The sequence below is a fragment of the Lacipirellula limnantheis genome, from assembly GCF_007746075.1.
Lineage (GTDB): Bacteria > Planctomycetota > Planctomycetia > Pirellulales > Lacipirellulaceae > Lacipirellula > Lacipirellula limnantheis.
In genome coordinates, this window is the sequence record NZ_CP036339.1 from 6,401,450 (window position 1) to 6,418,916 (window position 17,467).

Here is a 17,467-nt window from a genome sequence, read left to right on the forward strand (position 1 = left end):
TCTCCACTCCGGCCTTAATCGGCCTCAATCCGTCCAATCCGCGTCCCATTCTTTGCCACCGATTGAACTGTTGCTTTGAAGGCGCCGCTCCACAGAATTATGGCAACACGTGGCCTATTCATCGCCGGCACGAATACCGAAGTCGGCAAAACGCACGTCGCCGCGATGATCGCGCGCGACTTGGCTGCCAACGGCCGGCGCGTCGGCGTCTACAAACCCGCGGCGAGCGGCTGCCGTAAGGCGGCCGAAGGTCTCATCGCCGACGATGCCCTCGCGCTCTGGGAAGCAGCCGGGCAACCGCTAACGCTAGAACAAGTTTGCCCGCAACGTTTCCTCGCCCCGCTCGCGCCACCGCGAGCCGCCCTCGCCGAGGGCCGCCGGGTCGATGCGCAGCTCTTGCGCACGGGCCTCGAACCGTGGCTCGCCGCGAGCGAGATCGTCATCGTCGAAGGCGCCGGCGGGCTAATGTCGCCGCTGAGCGAACACGACTACAATATCGACCTCGCCGCCGAGCTCGGCCTGCCGCTGGTGATCGTCGCCGCTAACGAACTCGGCGTCATCAATGCCACGCTGCAAACGCTCATCACCGCCCGCGGCCGCGCGCCGCAACTGCCGATCGCGGGGGTGATCTTAAACCAAGCGACTCCGCGTCCCGACGACGCCAGCCTCGTATCAAATTCCGAAGAACTCGCCGCGAGATGCGACGCGCCGCTGCTGGCAATGGTCGCCCATCGCGAAAGTGCCTTTGATCGAAATGTCGATTGGTTCGCACTCGCTGCTGCGAAAATCATTTGAACCACGACGGCGCCACGAGCACGACCGAGAAGAATGCAAGAACGAAGGAACCGCCGATAAACGCGAATGGACGCAAATGAACTCATTGGCGTTCATCTGCGTCCATCGGCGGTTTCAGATTTCCTCTGCTTTATATTTCGTCGTGTCCGTTGTGCCGTCGTGGTAAATCCTCCTCCGCATTTCCTTGGCGCTCTTGGCGTCCTTGGCGGTTAAAGAAATTTCTTAAACCGCCGCCGCCTCGGCATACTGCGGCATCCGCGCCTCAGCCGCTTGCGTGTCGATCTCCATCCGCAGCGTCATGCTCCACCGCCCTTCGGCGTCGGGGATCACAATCCAGTGCGGCAGCACGGCGACCGATTGGTGCACCAGCTCAAATCCGCCTTCGGACTGGCTCACGGTCTCGACCGGATAGGTCCAGATTGACGCCGGCTGATCGAATTTGAGGTTTACGCTGATGCCGAGCCATTCGTCCGTAAGACTTAGCTGCGTCATTCCCTGCAGGTCGAGTTGATGGCCCAGCTGCCCCAACCGCTGCCCGCCGCCGCCCGAGAAGTAGCGATCGTCGGCGCCCGACGGCAACCCGGCGAAGTTGAACTCAGGCGCCAGGTGCAACGCGATGTCGGACGGCACATTCTCCAGCATGTAGGCAATTTCCAGGGTCCCTTCGCCCGCGTTTAGCGAGATCCCCTTGGTCAGCTTCACCTGCCGGCCCTGGACGAAGCCGGTGCGGGACAGCTGCACCTGCACCCGACCGTCGTTGCGGCGGAGCTTGGCCTCGTACGGGGCGTGGACGAAGTCCCCCTGCTCTTCCGCGCGGCCCTGGGCGACCGACGAGAGGTCGATCTCGGGGGCGAAGAAGTGATCGACCAGCGAGTTCCGCTGCCAGCGATCGTAGCCAAGCCGTTCGTCGAGGCCCTCTTGCTTGAAGACGACGCGTTCGTGAATGCTGCTGACGTTGTCGCCGTCGGCTGAGGGACCTCGCAACACCGCACGATGATACGCTTCCTGACGACGCGCAAGCGTGGCGAGCAGGTTATGGCAGATCGACTTCACGTCGAGCTCGTACAGCTGCCCCCCCTCGGCCGGCGAAACCAAACCGAGCAACCGATTGCTCGCGATCTTCACTTCGGGACGACCATCAAGGTTGTAGTCGCCCGAGCTGATCTCGGCCCACTGTTGCTGGTCGGCTTGCCAACCGCGATTCTCGTATTGGTCGAGCAAGTTGTTCGCGGCGATCAGCTTCTGATAAACGGCGTTCCGCAAGTGAGGCAGGTACACGCCGCCGAACGCCCCGTGCCAGTAACTGCAATTGCACTGGCCGCGGTATAGCTCCAACCGTGCTTGATCAATGAGATCGCCCGCGGCGCCGTCGTCGACCATCTCCTGCAGCCGCCGGCTCACCATCTGCATGCGGGCGTACATTTCATTGGTTTCCGGATACTTCACTTTGAAGTTCCGCCAATAGCCGCCGCGGACGAACGGCTTGATCAGATCCCACTGGCCATGGTGCTCCAGTTCGTGCTTCGAATCATCGAACTGATTGATCCGCGCTGCGGGAAGCGCCCATTCCACCATCTCGCGGTAGCTACCTTCGGGAATATAGACCTTCCCCAACGGCGCGACATTGTCGATGGTTTCGCTCGGCGTCGTGAGCTTGATCCAGTCCCCGTTGTGTTGCAAAGCGTCAAAGAACTGCGTCAACCAGCCCCGGTCGTAGACATGCTCGCGCGTGCCGGGCCAGGTGCCAAACTTCTCCCCGTCGTCGCCGAAGACGACCACCGCGCCCGGGCGACGCTCGGCAACGCCCCGCAGGTAGTCGATCGTATCTTGCGGCGGCTGGAACGGAATCGTGTAGCGAAGCTTCTCGCTGCCGGGGAAGACCTTCAGGATCAGGCCGTCTTCTTCGGTAACGTAGTATCCGTCGAGTTGCTCTTCGCCGAGGCCGGCGTTCTTGAAGTGGAAATCGTCGAGCACCGTGTACTCGATCCCCGCGCGGACAATGTCGGCGGTGAGCGACTGCTCCCAGACCCGTTCGGGCATCCACATGCCGCGAACCTTGGCGCCGATGCGGCGCTGCAGCCAATCGGTGTAGCTGGTGATCTGCCCGACCCGGTCGCGCGACGGGATCATCGTCATGATCGGTTCGAAGAACGGCCCCCCCACGATTTCAACTCGGCCGGCGGCAACGAGGCTCGCTAGGCGGTCGACGTACTCCGGGTGGTGGGCGTCGAGCCACTCCATCAACGAGCCGCTCGTATGGAGACCGATCTTCAGCCCTTCGTACCGCTCGAAGACGTTGAGGAACGGCAGATAGCTGTCCTGGTACGACTGCTCGAAGACTCCGTCGAAGTTGCCAATCGGTTGATGGTTGTGCAGGACAAGCACAAGGCGCAAAGGCTGATTCATGGCGGCGTTAGAAAGCTGGCGCGGCGGTGGGGGGACTGACGTTTCGATTCGCGCGGCGAGTGCGAACCGTACTATATTTGCGGGTTTTGCGTGGCGAGGCTAGCTACGTTGCAACGGATTGTGCAAATCGCGTTGACCTTGAGCGGCCCGCCCTCGGGTTAACTGGTACAGCTGCGAGCGGCAACCAAGTCGACCCAGCTTACTGAATCGGCGCGATTTGACATTACAGTTGACCAGTTCCGGAGGATTCGTGATGCGAATCGCGAGCCAAGCAGCGGGCTAGGCAGGTGAAACCGGCTGTGCGGGGAGAAGACAAGAAAGGCAACCGCCAAGGACGCCAAGGAAATGCGGGGGAGAAGAGTTGAACCACGACGACACAACGGACACGACGAGAGGCAAGCGAATTTCCTCTGCCTTGTCCCCCTTTGCGCCTTCGCGCCTTTGCGTGAGATTTCATTCAGGAAAGACGGGTCTCACGCAAAGGCGCGAAGGCGCAAAGGAGATTGCCGGGACGCCCTATTCCCTTGGCGAACCTTGGCGTCCTTGGCGGTTCAGTTTTTCTTGTCTTTCGTCGTGCTCGTCGTGCCGTCGCGGTGAACCAATTTTTTGGCCGCGTTTTCTGGCGAGAGGGGACAAATATGCACCCCGCCCCCCCATTCGAGGCCTGCTTCGTGGGCCAGTCGGGGGACGATCTCCCAATGCCAGTGGTACGACGCGGCGTGGTCGTCGTCGAACGGCGCCGTGTGGAGCAGCAAGTTGTAGGAGCAGCCCGGCTCGGTTGCTTGCAGTCGGCGCAGCGCCTCGTGGAGAGCGGCTGCAAGTGATTCGACCTCCCCGTCGGTCAGACGGTCGAATCGCGACTGGTGCTTCCGCGGGAGCAGCCACATCTCGTAAGGCTGCCGTGGGGCGATCGGACAGATCGTTAGGTATCCATTGCGGTCCAAAACGATGCGCTCCTTTGCCGCCAGCTCGCGCTCGATCAGATCGCAGAAAATGCATTGCTGGTGCGTCGCGTGAAATCGCGCCGCCGCGTCGAGTTCCCACTGGACAGTCGGCAGCACATACGGCACGGCCGTCACCTGGCTGTGGATATGCTCCAACGAGGCCCCGGCGCCGCAGCCGGAGTTCTTGAAGACCAGGCCATGCCGCAGCCCCGGCGTGTTTGCCCAATGTCGCAAGCGATCGCGGTACGTCCGCACGACCTCGACCAACCGCGTTAAACCAAGCTGCGTGACGTCGAGCAGATGCTGCGGCGACTCGATGATCACCTCGTGAACGCCAAACGCGCCGTCCTGAGCTTCGTCCAGGCGAAACGCTGGATACTTGTTCGGCACCACCCGAATCTGCCAACGATCGTCGCCGTCGGCCACCGTCGCCGAGGCGATCGGCGTGTGGATCTCGTTGCCCGCACAGAAGGGACAACTCGGATGAGCAGCCGGCGAAGAAGGCGCCGAAGCGACGACGCGCCCAGTCGCCTCATGCGTTCCATAATCACTCGGCCGCCCCGCGCGATCCTCAGCCACATACACCCGCCGGCCGATGATGGGATCGATGCGAAGTTCAGGCATGGGGACCGTTTTGATTTAACCGCCAAGGACGCCAAGAGCGCCAAGAAGAAATGCATTTTTACCACGAAACACACGAAGCACACCAAAAAAGGAGCATGCAAGCAGAACAGTTGCACCGCTAATGAACGCTGATAGTCGCTAATAGATGCTTAATTCAATTCCCTTAGCGATTATCAGCGTTCATCAGCGGTGCAGCATTCCATGTAATTTTTGTGTGCTTCGTGTGTTTCGTGGTAAATCTCCCCGCATTTCCTTGGCGCTCTTGGCGTCCTTGGCGGTTCAATTTTTTCTTCGTCATTCAATCCCCAGCGGCCCGCGCGCCACCGTTCGCTCATACAGCGCCGCGTACTGCTGCGCACTATTCCCCCACGACCAATCCTCGCGCATCCCCGCTTCGACCAGCCGAATCCAGGTCGTCTTGTCGGCATACGCCGCCAGTGCCCGTTCGAGCGCCTCCGCCAGGGCGAGCGACGTGTACTCCTCAAACTTAAAGCCGGTCGCCGTCCCGTCGGCCAGCGTCTGCTCGTTGGCGTCGACCACCGTGTCGACCAGCCCGCCGGTCGCCCGCACCACCGGCACCGTGCCGTACTGCAGGCTGTAGAGCTGGTTCAAGCCGCACGGTTCGTACTGGCTCGGCATCACAAAGATGTCGGCGCCCGCCTCGATCCGGTGGGCTAGCTCGTCGCTGAACTCCAGCCGCACGGCGATCCGGTCGGGGAACTCGCGGGCCAATTGACTCAGCAATTCGTGATACTTCGGTTCGCCGGTGCCGAGGATGATCCACTGCGCGTCGACCCGCTCGGCCCAGTGCCGAATCGTGCGCGTGATGAGGTCGAACCCCTTCTGGTCGGCCAGCCGGCCAATCGCGGCTAAGAGCGGCACGTCGGGACGTTTGGCGAGCCCGGCCCGCTCCTGAATGTCGGCCTTGCAGCGAGCCTTTCCCTCGGTGAAGTCGTGAACGCTGTAGCAGTTCGGACCCAGGTAACGATCGACTGTCGGGTTCCACACATCGTAATCAACGCCGTTGATGATGCCGCTCAGGTCATCGACTCGATGCTGCAGCGTCCCTTCAAGTCCGCATCCCAGCGGCGACGACAGAATCTCGCGAGCGTAGGTCGGGCTGACGGTGGTGATCGCGTCGGCAAAGACGATCCCCGTCTTGAGAAAACTCAAGTTGCCGTAGAACTCCATCTGCCGCCAGTTGAAGTACTTCCAGTCGAGCCCGGTGAGGGCCATGTCCCAGTGCCAGAAGTTTCCCTGGTAGGCGAGATTGTGAATTGTCAGCAGGCTGGCGAGCCCACGCCACGGGGCCCGGTCGCTGTAGAGCGTCTTTAGATAGGCGGGGATCAGCCCTGCGCACCAATCGTGGCAGTGAACGGCGTCGACCCTTATCTCGAGCCGCTGAATCGCCTCCAAGGCGGCGCGGCAATAGAAGGTAAAACGCTCGCAGTTGTCCTTGTAGTCCTCGCCATCCTCGCGATAGAGCTGCGGGCGATCGTAGTAATCGTCCTGCGCGACGAGGAACACCGGCACGTCGGAGCCGGGCAGGCGAGAGCGGAGGTAATGGCCGCGGACCATTTTCTGACCGATGGGAATCTCAACCCGTACGCCGGTCGGCTCGATGGGAATGTCGGCATTCCGCGCCTGCCGAAACGCCGGCAAAATGACGACCGGTTTGTGCCCCAACCGAGCCAGCTCACGCGGCAACGCCCCGCAAACGTCGCCGAGGCCGCCAGTCTTCGAGAAGGGCGCCGCTTCAGCGGTGGCGAACAGAATATTCACGCGTTAATCGCTCCGCTTGGGAATTGAACCACGACGACACAGAGGACACGACGAAATACGCAGAAGAATTGAACCGCCAAGGACGCCAAGGAAAGACAAGAGTTACCCGCGAATGACACCAATGGACGCGAATAAGAACCAATTCATTCTTTCATTCGCGCCGATTCGCGTCATTGGCGGCTCTTGCATTCCGTCGTGCTCGTTGTGCCGTCGTGGTGAACTCTTGTATTTCCTTGGCGCTCTTGGCGTCCTTGGCGGTTGCCTTGTCTTACGAACTACTTCGCCACAGTCTGCCCGACGACTTCGCCGATGCACTGGGCCACGCGTTCGATATTGGCCGGCGTCAGCCCCGCGACGTTGATGCGACCCGATCCGACAATATAGATCGCATACTCCGACCGGAGCGCCTCGACTTGCTCCTTCGTGAGCCCCGAGAACGAGAACATCCCCCGCTGCCGGGTCATAAACGAGTAATCACCCGGGACGCCCTGGGCAGCCAGTGCTTCGACCAGGGCATGCCGCATGTCGTTGATCCGGTTCCGCATCGTGGTGACTTCCCCTTCCCACTGCTTGCGCAGTTCGGGATCGCGCAGGATCGTCGCCACCACCTCGCCGCCGTGGGCCGGAGGGTTCGAGTAGTTCGAGCGGATCACCTTGTCGATCTGCGTCTGCACGCTCGCCGCCGCGGCCGCCGTCGAAGTGACGACGAACAACGCGCCGACGCGCTCGCGGTAGAGACCGAAATTCTTTGAATAGGAACTGCAAACCATCAGCTCGGCGCCAGGCCGGCTGAATGCCTTCAGGCCGACCGCGTCTTCCTCTAGCCCGTCGCCGAAGCCTTGGTACGCGAAGTCGAGCAGCGGCATTACCCCGCGGGCAAACACCGCGTCGGCAATCTGCTTCCACTCGGCCGCCGTCGGATCGATGCCGGTCGGATTGTGGCAACAGCCGTGGAGCAGAATCACGTCGCCCGCCGCCATCTTCTCGATCGCGGCAAGCATGCCGGCAAGGTTGAGCGAGTTGTTCGGCGCGTCGAAGTAGGGGTAAGTCTTCGTCGCAATGCCGGCGGCGTTGAAGATCTGCGGATGGTTCGGCCACGTTGGTTCGCTCATCCAGACCGTCGAGTTCGGCAGGTTGGCCGCAATGAAGTCAGCCGACACCCGCAGCGCGCCGGTGCCGCCGGGCGTTTGAGCCCAAGCGACCCGCTTGCTCACCAGCGGTTCGTTCCCTGCACCGAACGCGAGCTCGGCGGTCGCCTTGCAATACTCTGGCAGCCCCGAGATCGGGAGGTACGACTTGGTCGTCGGATTGGCGGCTAGCCGACGCTCCGCTTCCTTCACGCATTCCAAGAGAGGCGTCTTGCCATGCTCGTCTTGATAGACGCCGACGCTCAGATTGATCTTCTCGCTCCGCGGGTCGGCCTTGAACGCCTCGCCCAAACCCAGAATGGCGTCCTTCGGGGCCGCCTCGATTCGCTCTAACATTGAAATTCCGAATGGTGTGGTGTCGGGGTGCCCGGCGGGTGCCGCCAAGTAGTTGGTGAGAGGGTCAGTTGTCAGTAGTCCGTTGGCAGTTGCGAAGACCGGCGCGCGCATGCCCCGGCGACAGCCGCAACTGACCACTGACCACGGACAACTGACGATCGGCCGCCCGTTGACCCTCCGGCGCAGCGCATGCGACAATGATAGGTCCCGCGGCAGCCTGTTCCAAGGCGTCTGACGAGCCCCGGCGGCGTTCCGTGCGGCTCCGTTTCTAGCCCCCGGCTCCGCCGGGGGGTCGCACCCTCGCCACGCTTAGCCCACCGGCACTTCACCCCCTGGCAGAGCCAGGGGCTATAAATGGAACCATCCATGGCAACGACTCAGCGTCTCGGTCTTTGGCTCATCGGCGCCCGCGGCGGCGTTGCCGTCACCGCCATCGCCGGGATCATCGCCCAGCGGCTCGGCCTCGCCGATGGCACCGCGTTGGTGAGCGAGTTGCCGCAGTTCGCCCATCTGCCACTCGTGAAGTGGGACGACATCGTCATCGGCGGCCACGAGATCCGCTCCGCACCGCTGGCCGACGAGCTGGAACGTCTCCACCGCGAGAGCCGCGTGCTCTCGCCACAGCTTGTCGCCGCCTGCCGACCGGAACTTGAGAAGATCGACGCCGAGATCCGTCCCGGGACGCTCTGGAACGTCGGGCCAAAGATCACTGAGCTCGCCGACTTCCATCCGCCGCGCAATCCGCAGGAGCAACTGCCGCGCGACATGATCAAGCGGCTCCAAGCCGATCTCACCGACTTTCAGACGCGGCACAAGCTTGATTCGGTCGTCGTCCTGAACGTCGCGTCGACCGAGCCGCTCCCCAATCCGGCGCTCTGGCCCGCCACCTGGGCCGAGGCCGAAGCATCGCTCGGACGCCCCGAATGCCCGCTCCCCGCCAGCTCGCTGTACGCCATCGCGGCCCTCGAGTTGGGGCTGCCGTTCGTCAACTTCACCCCCTCTTTGGGGGCACTCCCCGCGGGCATCGACGAGCTCGCGCGGCTCCGCAACACATGCCACGCCGGCCGCGACGGCAAGACCGGCGAGACCCTCATGAAGAGCGTGCTGGCGCCGATGTTCGCCGCGCGAAATCTGAAGGTCATGAGCTGGGTCGGCCACAATATTTTCGGCAACCTCGACGGCAAGGTCCTCGATGACCCCGCTAACAAGCAAGCGAAGATCCAAAGCAAGGATCGGCTCATCACCGAGATCCTCGGCTACGCTCCGCAGACCCTCATCTCGATCGAACACATCGAGAGCCTCGGCGACTGGAAGACGGCGTGGGACCACATTCACTTTCAGGGCTTCCTCGGCACGCCGATGACGCTGCAGTTCACTTGGCAAGGCTGCGATTCGATCCTCGCGGCGCCACTGGCGCTCGACCTCGTGAGATTCGTTTCGCTCGCTAAAAACAGGGGTGAAACGGGCGCACTCCCCTGGCTGGCGAGCTTTTTCAAGAGCCCGCAGGGCGACCCGCCGGCGAAGTTCGCGGATCAATTCCGCGCGCTCGAATCGTGGGCCCGAACCCTCTCGGCCTGAGGCGCGAACCCTGTCACCCTGAGGTACTCCGAAGGGTCCGCTTTGCCTACCGCTGAGTCGCGCAACGAAAACGCTAAGCGGACTCCGCGGACTCCAAGGAGTGACAAGCTTCGTGCATGTCGCGCGCTCAACTCAGAGAGCTCTCATCACCGCGCTGCAAAATATTCTCGCGCGAATTCGAGATTTTTCTACAACTCGCCTTGACTCATTGCCGAGATAATTGCTTCAATGCGCGCAGTGTTAGCGGTCGCATGGTAAGCGACAAGACCAGAACGAGTTTTCAACGACGACGAGACGACGCCCCGACCGCCGCCGCGACTACAGGATTCACCCGCGGCGTAACATCATTCTTCCACCCCTTCGACAACGAAGCATCAACCGCCGGCCTCACGCGACAGACGATTCATCACTTCATCATTCGCATCATCTTGATCGTCACGACGTGCTTTTTTAATTCTTGGCCGTCTGAACCGTCTTACGCATTTAGTTTCAAGGATTGTTCCCACAGGACGCACTAAATCTCTAGGACTTTACGAAGCATTTCTACTTGGCCCGCTGGGCCACTGGAGACGCTTCGCTTGATTACCGGGTCTTGCCTCCTTCATCTCAGCGCCCGAGGAGGGGACCTTTTAAACTCTGGGCGCCGTCAGGGAAGGAGCCACCATGGCTACGAAGAAAGCTGCCCCCAAGAAGGCTGCGAAGAAGAGCCCCAAGAAGAAGGCCGCTAAGAAGGCCGCCAAGAAGAGCCCGAAGAAGAAGGCCGCCAAGGCTGCGAAGCCCGCGAAGAAGGCTGCCAAGAAGTCGCCGAAGAAGAAGGCTGCTTCCAAGAAGGCCGCTCCGGCTGCCAAGCCCGCCACCAAGAAGCCAGCCGGCATGTAAGCCGCTTGCTTCCAACGTGAGCAACTACAAGGCCGGTCGCGCCCTCCAAAGGCGCGGCCGGCCTTTTTTTGTGCGCTGACTTACCGCGGCGACACGAAGAAGAAGAAGAAGAAGAAGAAGAAGAACACGACGAAATACCAGGAAGAATTGAACCGCCAAGGACGCCAAGGAAGTACAGGAAACCTGGAAACCGCGGATTAACGGCGATAGCCGCAGATGACATGAAATCTGCGTCTATCCGCGTCGACTGGCGGTTTCACTTATTCTTTGCGTTGACGTCGTGCCCGTCGTGGTTCAATTCTCCCCGCATTCCTTGGCGTCCTTGGCGGTTGCCTTTTCCCTCCCCAGCCGGGGTGGAAAGGGCCCAAGTTGACCCCCCCCCCCGCCCCATGTTAGGCTAACCCGATCAATTTTCGCTCAAACGAGCGCCCCCGGCCCCACTCTTGGCGGCCTCTCTACGGAATTGTTCTCCCCTTGGCCGAAACTCAGGATCTTCCCGCCGCCGACGTCACCGCCTCGGCCCCCGCCGTCCGCTTCACGGACCTGGGCCTTTCCGACACGATGCTCGCCGCCCTCGAGCACGTCGGCTACGAAGTTCCTAGCCCCGTCCAGGCCGGCATCATCCCCCGCATCCTCGCCGGCGCCGATGTGCTGGGTCAGGCGCGCACGGGTACCGGCAAAACGGCCTCGTTCGGCATTCCAATCCTCGAGAAGCTCGATCAGCCCGCCCGCGGCCACCAGCCCCGCGCCCTGGTGATGGTTCCCACCCGCGAGCTCGCGGTGCAGGTGCGCGACGAGATCGAACGCCTCTCCCACGGCCGCAAGGTCCGCGCCACGGCTATCTATGGCGGCAAGCCGCTCAAGACCCAGATCGCGCGACTGCAAAAGGGCGCCGACATCGTCATCGGCACCCCCGGCCGCATCCTCGACCACCTCGGCCGCGGCACGTTGCAACTTGAGTTGCTTGAATTCGTCGTCCTCGACGAGGCCGACCGGATGCTCGACATCGGCTTCCGCCCCGACATCGAAAAAATCCTCCGCCGCTGCCCCGCCAAGCGGCAAACGTTGCTGCTCAGCGCCACGGTTGCCCCGGCGATCGAACGGCTGGCTCAGCGCTACATGCACGAGCCGGAGGTGATGGACTTCTCTCCCAAGGGCAAGTCCGTCGACACGATCGAGCAGCGCTACTTCACGGTCGACGACTCGCGAAAGTTCGAGCTCCTGGTGCGACTGCTGAAACGCGAGCAGCCGCAGCAAGCCATTATCTTTTGCCGCACCAAGCGCGGCGTCGACAAAGTTCACCGCAAGCTGTCGCAGAAGATCCACGACATCGAAAGCATCCATGGCGACATGGCCCAGAATGTCCGCGATCGCGTGATGAAGTCGTTCCGCGCCGGCGAATCCACGATTCTAGTCGCCACCGACGTCGTCGGACGCGGGATCGACGTCAGCAGCATCAGTCACATCATCAACTTCGACATGCCGCAGTCGTCGGACGACTACGTCCACCGCGTCGGCCGCACGGGGCGCATGGGTCGTGAAGGAATCGCGTTCACGTTCGTCACGCCTGAGCAGGGGATCGAACTGACGCGGATCGAGATGCTGATCAACAAGCTGCTGACGCGAGACGAAATCGAAGGCTTCGTCACCGTGGCTCAGGCTGCCCCGCCGCAAGCGGGCCACGCCAACGGTGCGGTCGCAGGCGCCCCATTGGGAACTCCCGCCGAACCCGCCGGTCCGCCCAAACCCGCCCCCCCGCCGCCGCCAGGCAAACGTGCCCCGCGTCGTCATCGCCGCGGCCTCTAAAGAGTCCGGCAGTCCTATCCGGGGCGCGCCGTTTCTCGCGAGCCATCGAGTAAAATACGGCAATGCGAGTCATTGTCGAAAACTCTAACGATCGCTTTATCGGGCTATCGCTCGTCTTCTCCCCAGAAGACGTTGATCGCGTCATCGCGGATTTGAATGCGTTGAAGGCTAAACCCGATCAGCACTTTCACCTCTGCACCAATGGCAACGACGGTCCGTTCGTGGATATTGAGATTAGCGTCAATTCTGCGGGTTCGACTAACGCCTGGAAGTCTGGTTTTGCCATCGAGCCTAAGCCGACATAGGAATTGCCGACAAGCGCGTGACGACGGTCGCCAAACGGCCACGTTCAGGCAATGCGTTTCTCGCCTCCATCTCGCATAAATGCTAGAATTCCGGTATGACGCAAATCCAATGGCAACAACTCGAAGCGACCGTGCAGCAAATGAGCGACGCCGAGAAACAGCGCTTAGCTAAGTTGCTCGAAGCGCCAGCGGCGTTGCCTGAAACGCCGCACAATCCTTCTCTCGGCCTCTTCGCTGATGAGCCTGAGCTAATCGATGAGATGATGGCTGGCGTCTACCATGATCGCGAAAACTACCGCCTGAGAACTGGCGATTGATGGAGCGCTCGCTTCTCGACACCGACGTTTACTCAGAGATCTTGCGAAGCAAAAATCCCAAGATCGTTGAGCGGTCAGACATTTACCGGGCTCAGTTTGACCGGTTTACCCTTTCGACAGTTACGGTCGTCGAACTGGTCAGTGGCTTGCAGAGACTGCAACGCAATGCCCGTATCGAGGCGCTGCTCGACGCCCTCGACGCGGAAGAGGTCCTGCCCATCGACCTGGACTCAGCGACCATCGCTGGAAGAATTCATGGCGACCTCGTGCGCACCGGCCGAACCATTGGCCACGCCGACCCGATGATTGCCGCCGTCGCAATCCGCTACGCGTTAACGCTGGTCACCGGCAACACGCAGCATTTCCAGCGGATCGTTGATTTGGGCTATCCGCTTCGCCTGGACGATTGGCGGTCGTAGATCAGCTCGCGCTACCGCCGCCCAACCCAGCGATCCAGCCCGCGGTAGATTCCGTCGATCAGCGTCCGGGTAAGAAAGATTCCCACCGCCGTCGCGATCGAACCGATCGCCAGCGCCATGAGGATCTGCTGCCAGACCTGCGGGCTCAATAAGAACGTCGGCGCCAAAGCGGTCATCGCCAACAGCAGCGAGCGCGTGCTGTAGCGAATTCGAATCGGGTTGCCGCGCTTGATCCGCTGCTCCATGCTCTCGCGCAGCGTGCCGCACCGGCCGCAGGCCTCGATCTGAGCCCCCATCGCAGCGTCGCACTTCATGCACTGCCAAGTCATCGTTGCTGCCCCAAAGGATGCCGCCTCACTCAGCCGTCGCAAACTCGTCTCGCAAGAATCGCGCCGCATGGTCCCACTTCGCCGCCGCCGTATTGAAGTCAACTTCCATCCAGACTAACGGGTCTTGCGGCGCAGCGCGCGACCGAGTCGTGACCGCGGGATTCAACGGAATCTGCGCGCTTGGCCCCCCGGCCAGTCGCTCCTCCACGGCGGGCGACAGCAGATAGTCTAACAGCAACTCCGCCTCGGTGCGCCGCTCGGCCCCGCGAATGATCGCTAGCGTATTGGGAATCTTCAAGGTTCCCAACGCCACGTCCCCCCCGACAGCGGGCCGCTGATCCGGAAACACGATCGCTACCGGCATGCCGGCCTCGAGTTCGACGATCGCATCGTCAGTGTCAGTCAACCCAAACGCTAGCTCCCCGCCGGCCACCGCGCGAGCCACCTGTTTGTTGCCGCCCAGCACCCGGCAGTTCCCCTTCAGCGCTGCAAAAAATGCCTCCGCCCGTTCGTCCCCCCACGCAGCAAACAGACAAGCCGCATGCGTGGCCGTCGTCCCCGCGAGCGGCTTGGCGATGCCGCAGCGATCCTTCCACTGCGGATCGACAAGATCGAAAATCGAGTCGGGCCGCTCAGCCTCGCTCACCAGCTTCGTGTTCACGATCAGCACCCGCGCCCGCGCCGCGAACCCGTGCCATGTTCCAGTCGGCGAGCGATATTGCGGGGGGAACTGGCGCCCCATCGGGGAGTCGTAATCCGCGAGCAGTCCCTCCCGGTCCAACCGTAGCGTGTTCACCGCCTCGTTGTTCCAAAAGAGATCGCACGGCGGCCGCGCACGCTCCTTCATGATCCTCTGGGTGAGCCCGACGCTCTTGGTCGACTCGACGTCGAATTGCCCCCGCACCTCGATCCCCGTCTCGCGCGTGAACTCGGCAAAGATCGGCTTCGAGAACTCTTCATCCAGCGACGTGTAAACGATCACCTCGCGAGCTGACTGCGGAGCGCATCCACCAAAAGAGAAGGCAACCGCCAAGGACGCCAAGAGCGCCAAGGGAAGACAAGAGAATTGAACCACGACGGCACAACGAGCACGACGTAAGAACGACGAAATGGCAACGGCCAATGATCTAGTCCGTCTGATCGAAATAAATCCCCTGGCGTCGTCGATCACAAGTAACCTCGTTGTCCTCGCTGTCCCGTCGCGGTCCATTCCCGGCATTTCCTTGGCGTACTTGGCGTACTTGGCGGTTCAATTCCTATCGCTTTGCCCAACAACAGGCCGCAGTGGTGAATCCCCTCCCCCGCGCCTACAATATCCGCATTGTAACCGCTCCCCACGGCGAAGCCCGCATGAAGCTCGTCCTCCTCGGCACCACCGGCTACCACGCCAACGACCGTCGCCAGACGGCGTGCTTGATGCTGCCCGAGGTCGGAGTCGTCTTCGACGCCGGCAGCGGCTTCTATCGGGTCAGCGAGTATCTCCAGACCGACGAGCTGGCCATCTTCCTCTCGCACGTCCACCTCGACCACAGCCAGGGGTTGACGTACACGTTCGACCTCCGCGCCGAGGCCCCGCAACTTGGCCGCGTCACGGCGTACCTTGAGCCCGACAAGCTCGCGGCGACCAAGAAGCATTTGCTGGCCGACTTACTCTTTCCCGTGATGCCGCCCCTGGAGTTGCATCCGCTGCCGTCGGAGTTCACGCTCCGTGACGGCGGCCGCCTCACGCACTTCCCGCTGCGCCATCCAGGCGGCTCGGTCGGCTTTCGCGTCGACTGGCCCGGTCGCTCCTTCGCCTACGTTACCGACACCACGGCGCACCCCGACGCCGCCTACGTTGAGAAGATTCGCGGGGTCGATCTGCTGGTCCACGAATGCTACTTCGTGGAAGACTGTCCCGAGCAAGCCGAGCTCACCGGCCACAGCTGCCTGAACGAAGTGGTGAAGGTCGCCGCCAAGGCCAACGTCGGCCGCCTCGTTCTGGTTCACATCAACCCGCTGGTCAAGGACGACAGCGAGATCGATCTCACCGCCGCGAAGAAGGTATTCCGCAATACCGAAATCGGCGTCGATCGCATGGAAATCGAGTTCTAGTAGAACCCGAACCCCGTCACCCCGAGGTACCCCGAGGGGTCCGCTCAGCATACCGTCAGTCACGCTTACAGCTGTCACGTCGAGGTACTCCGAGACGTCCGCTCACCTCAACGAGGCCGCCAGCTTCTGCAGCCGCCGCCGATAGCTGTAGTGCTCCACCTCCAGCGTATGCCGCGGCGAACTCACGTACCGCACGCCGCTCCCCAAATCGGGCGTCTCGCTCGCCTTCAATCGACGAAACTTCTCCGCCCGCGCCGGCCGATGCTCCATCGCCGATAGATAGTTGGCCACCAACTGCGCTTGATAATCGACCAACCCAAACTGCCCGCTGTCGGGCTGAATCAACCCAATGCAGAAAAGATCATCGCGCTCGGGATGAAACACGTTCATGAACAGCCGCGGCGATTCGTCCTGCCAGTTGAGATGCGCCCGATCAATGAATGGAATCGTCACACGATACCCCGTCGCATAAATGACGAGATCGAACTCCGCCGCGCTGCCGTCGATGAACGTCACGGTTTGCCCATCGAACCGCTCGACGTCGGGTCGCAGCCCCAGCCGACCGTGACCAACGTGGTGATGAATCTGCGAGTTAAGAATCGGGTGGCTTTCGAAGAGCCGATGATCCGGCTTGGGCACCCCGGTGCGCCATGCCGGCCCGAGCGCCACATGGCTCACCACGGCGCCGGCCGCGCGCCTGGCCCAGAGCGGCACGCGCAGCCACAGCAAGAGCTCGTTGCATTGATCGATCGGCCGCCCTCGAAAGAACTTTGGCAGCACGTGGTACGCCCGCCGCGTGCTCAGCACGGCGCTCTCGGCGTGCAGCGCCGCTTCGCACGCGATGTCGCACCCGCTGTTGCCGCCGCCAACCACCAGCACGCGCTGGCCGCGCAACACGTCACCTGTCTTGAACTGCGCCGAATGAATCGTCTCGCCCGTGAACTCGCCGGGATACTCCGGCCAGCGCGGATCCCAGTTGTGCCCGTTAGCGATCACCACCCCGCGATAACGCCGCTCCTCCCCATTCGCTAGCCGAACGATCCATCCCTGCGCCAAGTCACGTCGAGGTACTCCGAGACGTCCGCTCAGCCTACCGCAAGAGTCACCCCGAGGCCGAACCCTGTCACCCTGAGGTACCCCGAGGGGTCCGCCCCGAGTACCGCTCCCCCCTGACTCCTGACTCCCGACTCCCGCCGGCTCAACCCCCTCCACCCCCGTCCCAAACTCAATCCGCTCATACAGCCCGAACGCGCGGGCATACTCGCGCAGATAGCGCAGCGCCTGCCGATGACTGGGATACTCCGGCCACTCCTGGGGCATGGGAAAGTCGCTGTACTCGGTCAGCACTTTCGACGAAACAAGATGAGTCGACGCATAGACGCGGCTGCAGGGCGCTCCGAAGTACCAGTTGCCGCCGATGTCGTCCTCGCGCTCCAGGCAGTCGAACGGAATTCCCGCCGCGAGAAAATTCTTGGCCGCCGCGATTCCGGACGAGCCGGCCCCAATGATGCAAAATTTTTCCGACCGATCGTCCATCGTTGCCCTGCAAAACGCCCCGCCCCTGTCATTTCTAAGCCGCTTTCGCGTCATTCTGGGCGGAGTGAAGAATCTAGCCTCTAAATCGATGTTTCGTTTTTATTTTCCCAACTATTGACCCGGCAATATAGTTAGTATACACAAAAACACTACACCTCGCATGTACACC

General features: G+C 61.9%; 15 protein-coding genes. 8 read left to right on the plus strand and 7 right to left on the minus strand.

Features of this window, described 5'->3' with window-relative positions; genetic code table 11:
* Positions 1-99 precede the first annotated feature (99 nt).
* Complete coding sequence (bioD, locus tag I41_RS25020; RefSeq protein ID WP_145435749.1) at positions 100-795, plus strand: dethiobiotin synthase; 696 nt, start codon at positions 100-102, stop codon at positions 793-795.
* A 222-nt stretch (positions 796-1,017) separates the two neighbouring features.
* On the opposite strand, the gene I41_RS25025 is transcribed toward bioD, so the two are convergent.
* The 4 genes from I41_RS25025 to I41_RS25040 form a co-directional block, all read right to left on the minus strand.
* On the minus strand, positions 1,018-3,201 hold the full coding sequence (locus I41_RS25025) for an alpha-amylase/4-alpha-glucanotransferase domain-containing protein (RefSeq protein WP_145435750.1): 2,184 nt from the start codon (positions 3,199-3,201) through the stop codon (positions 1,018-1,020).
* Positions 3,202-3,752: 551 nt separating this feature from the next.
* Positions 3,753-4,769: a galactose-1-phosphate uridylyltransferase gene (locus I41_RS25030; RefSeq protein ID WP_145435751.1), complete on the minus strand. Its 1,017-nt coding sequence runs from the start codon at positions 4,767-4,769 to the stop codon at positions 3,753-3,755.
* Between the two features lie 294 nt (positions 4,770-5,063).
* A complete protein-coding gene (gene glgA / locus I41_RS25035) occupies positions 5,064-6,551 on the minus strand; it encodes a glycogen synthase GlgA (RefSeq protein WP_145435752.1) in 1,488 nt (495 codons plus the stop codon).
* A gap of 275 nt (positions 6,552-6,826) precedes the next feature.
* Positions 6,827-8,035: an amino acid aminotransferase gene (locus I41_RS25040; RefSeq protein WP_145435753.1), complete on the minus strand. Its 1,209-nt coding sequence runs from the start codon at positions 8,033-8,035 to the stop codon at positions 6,827-6,829.
* Between the two features lie 366 nt (positions 8,036-8,401).
* Here I41_RS25040 and I41_RS25045 point away from each other — a divergent pair, with 366 nt between their 5' ends.
* From I41_RS25045 to I41_RS25070, 6 genes are all read left to right on the plus strand, one after another.
* Positions 8,402-9,613, plus strand: a complete 1,212-nt coding sequence (locus I41_RS25045) for an inositol-3-phosphate synthase (protein WP_145435754.1) — start codon at positions 8,402-8,404, stop codon at positions 9,611-9,613.
* A 663-nt stretch (positions 9,614-10,276) separates the two neighbouring features.
* Positions 10,277-10,492, plus strand: a complete 216-nt coding sequence (locus I41_RS25050; protein WP_145435755.1) for a hypothetical protein — start codon at positions 10,277-10,279, stop codon at positions 10,490-10,492.
* A 474-nt stretch (positions 10,493-10,966) separates the two neighbouring features.
* Positions 10,967-12,298: a DEAD/DEAH box helicase gene (locus I41_RS25055; RefSeq protein ID WP_246133749.1), complete on the plus strand. Its 1,332-nt coding sequence runs from the start codon at positions 10,967-10,969 to the stop codon at positions 12,296-12,298.
* 62 nt (positions 12,299-12,360) lie between these two features.
* Positions 12,361-12,603 (plus strand): hypothetical protein, encoded by a 243-nt coding sequence (locus tag I41_RS25060; RefSeq protein ID WP_145435756.1) that lies wholly within the window; start codon positions 12,361-12,363, stop codon positions 12,601-12,603.
* A gap of 95 nt (positions 12,604-12,698) precedes the next feature.
* On the plus strand, positions 12,699-12,920 hold the full coding sequence (locus I41_RS25065) for a hypothetical protein (protein ID WP_145435757.1): 222 nt from the start codon (positions 12,699-12,701) through the stop codon (positions 12,918-12,920).
* Positions 12,920-13,339, plus strand: a complete 420-nt coding sequence (locus I41_RS25070) for a PIN domain-containing protein (protein ID WP_145436499.1) — start codon at positions 12,920-12,922, stop codon at positions 13,337-13,339. Before I41_RS25065 ends, I41_RS25070 begins: the two co-directional genes overlap by 1 nt.
* 11 nt (positions 13,340-13,350) lie before the next feature.
* Here I41_RS25070 and I41_RS25075 read toward each other — a convergent pair whose 3' ends face one another.
* On the minus strand, positions 13,351-13,668 hold the full coding sequence (locus I41_RS25075; RefSeq protein WP_145435758.1) for a hypothetical protein: 318 nt from the start codon (positions 13,666-13,668) through the stop codon (positions 13,351-13,353).
* A 25-nt stretch (positions 13,669-13,693) separates the two neighbouring features.
* On the minus strand, positions 13,694-14,650 hold the full coding sequence (locus I41_RS25080) for an extracellular solute-binding protein (RefSeq protein WP_210421067.1): 957 nt from the start codon (positions 14,648-14,650) through the stop codon (positions 13,694-13,696).
* A 305-nt stretch (positions 14,651-14,955) separates the two neighbouring features.
* Between I41_RS25080 and I41_RS25085 the strand changes: the two genes are divergently transcribed.
* A complete protein-coding gene (locus tag I41_RS25085; protein WP_210421068.1) occupies positions 14,956-15,762 on the plus strand; it encodes an MBL fold metallo-hydrolase in 807 nt (268 codons plus the stop codon).
* A 102-nt stretch (positions 15,763-15,864) separates the two neighbouring features.
* Here I41_RS25085 and I41_RS25090 read toward each other — a convergent pair whose 3' ends face one another.
* Entirely contained in the window at positions 15,865-17,298 is a 1,434-nt protein-coding gene (locus I41_RS25090) for a flavin-containing monooxygenase (RefSeq protein WP_168207151.1), read from the minus strand.
* Positions 17,299-17,467: the final 169 nt, after the last annotated feature.

What these genes read in the sequence shown, in the direction of transcription:
- bioD (WP_145435749.1), top strand. Translation starts at nt 100, where the DNA reads ATGGCAACACGTGGCCTATTCATCGCCGGCACGAATACCGAAGTCGGC.
- I41_RS25050 (WP_145435755.1), top strand. Translation starts at nt 10,277, where the DNA reads ATGGCTACGAAGAAAGCTGCCCCCAAGAAGGCTGCGAAGAAGAGCCCC.
- I41_RS25065 (WP_145435757.1), top strand. Translation starts at nt 12,699, where the DNA reads ATGACGCAAATCCAATGGCAACAACTCGAAGCGACCGTGCAGCAAATG.
- I41_RS25025 (WP_145435750.1), bottom strand. Translation starts at nt 3,201, where the DNA reads ATGAATCAGCCTTTGCGCCTTGTGCTTGTCCTGCACAACCATCAACCG.
- I41_RS25040 (WP_145435753.1), bottom strand. Translation starts at nt 8,035, where the DNA reads ATGTTAGAGCGAATCGAGGCGGCCCCGAAGGACGCCATTCTGGGTTTG.
- I41_RS25090 (WP_168207151.1), bottom strand. Translation starts at nt 17,298, where the DNA reads ATGGACGATCGGTCGGAAAAATTTTGCATCATTGGGGCCGGCTCGTCC.
- I41_RS25030 (WP_145435751.1), bottom strand. Translation starts at nt 4,769, where the DNA reads ATGCCTGAACTTCGCATCGATCCCATCATCGGCCGGCGGGTGTATGTG.
- I41_RS25045 (WP_145435754.1), top strand. Translation starts at nt 8,402, where the DNA reads ATGGCAACGACTCAGCGTCTCGGTCTTTGGCTCATCGGCGCCCGCGGC.
- I41_RS25070 (WP_145436499.1), top strand. Translation starts at nt 12,920, where the DNA reads ATGGAGCGCTCGCTTCTCGACACCGACGTTTACTCAGAGATCTTGCGA.
- I41_RS25060 (WP_145435756.1), top strand. Translation starts at nt 12,361, where the DNA reads ATGCGAGTCATTGTCGAAAACTCTAACGATCGCTTTATCGGGCTATCG.
- I41_RS25075 (WP_145435758.1), bottom strand. Translation starts at nt 13,668, where the DNA reads ATGACTTGGCAGTGCATGAAGTGCGACGCTGCGATGGGGGCTCAGATC.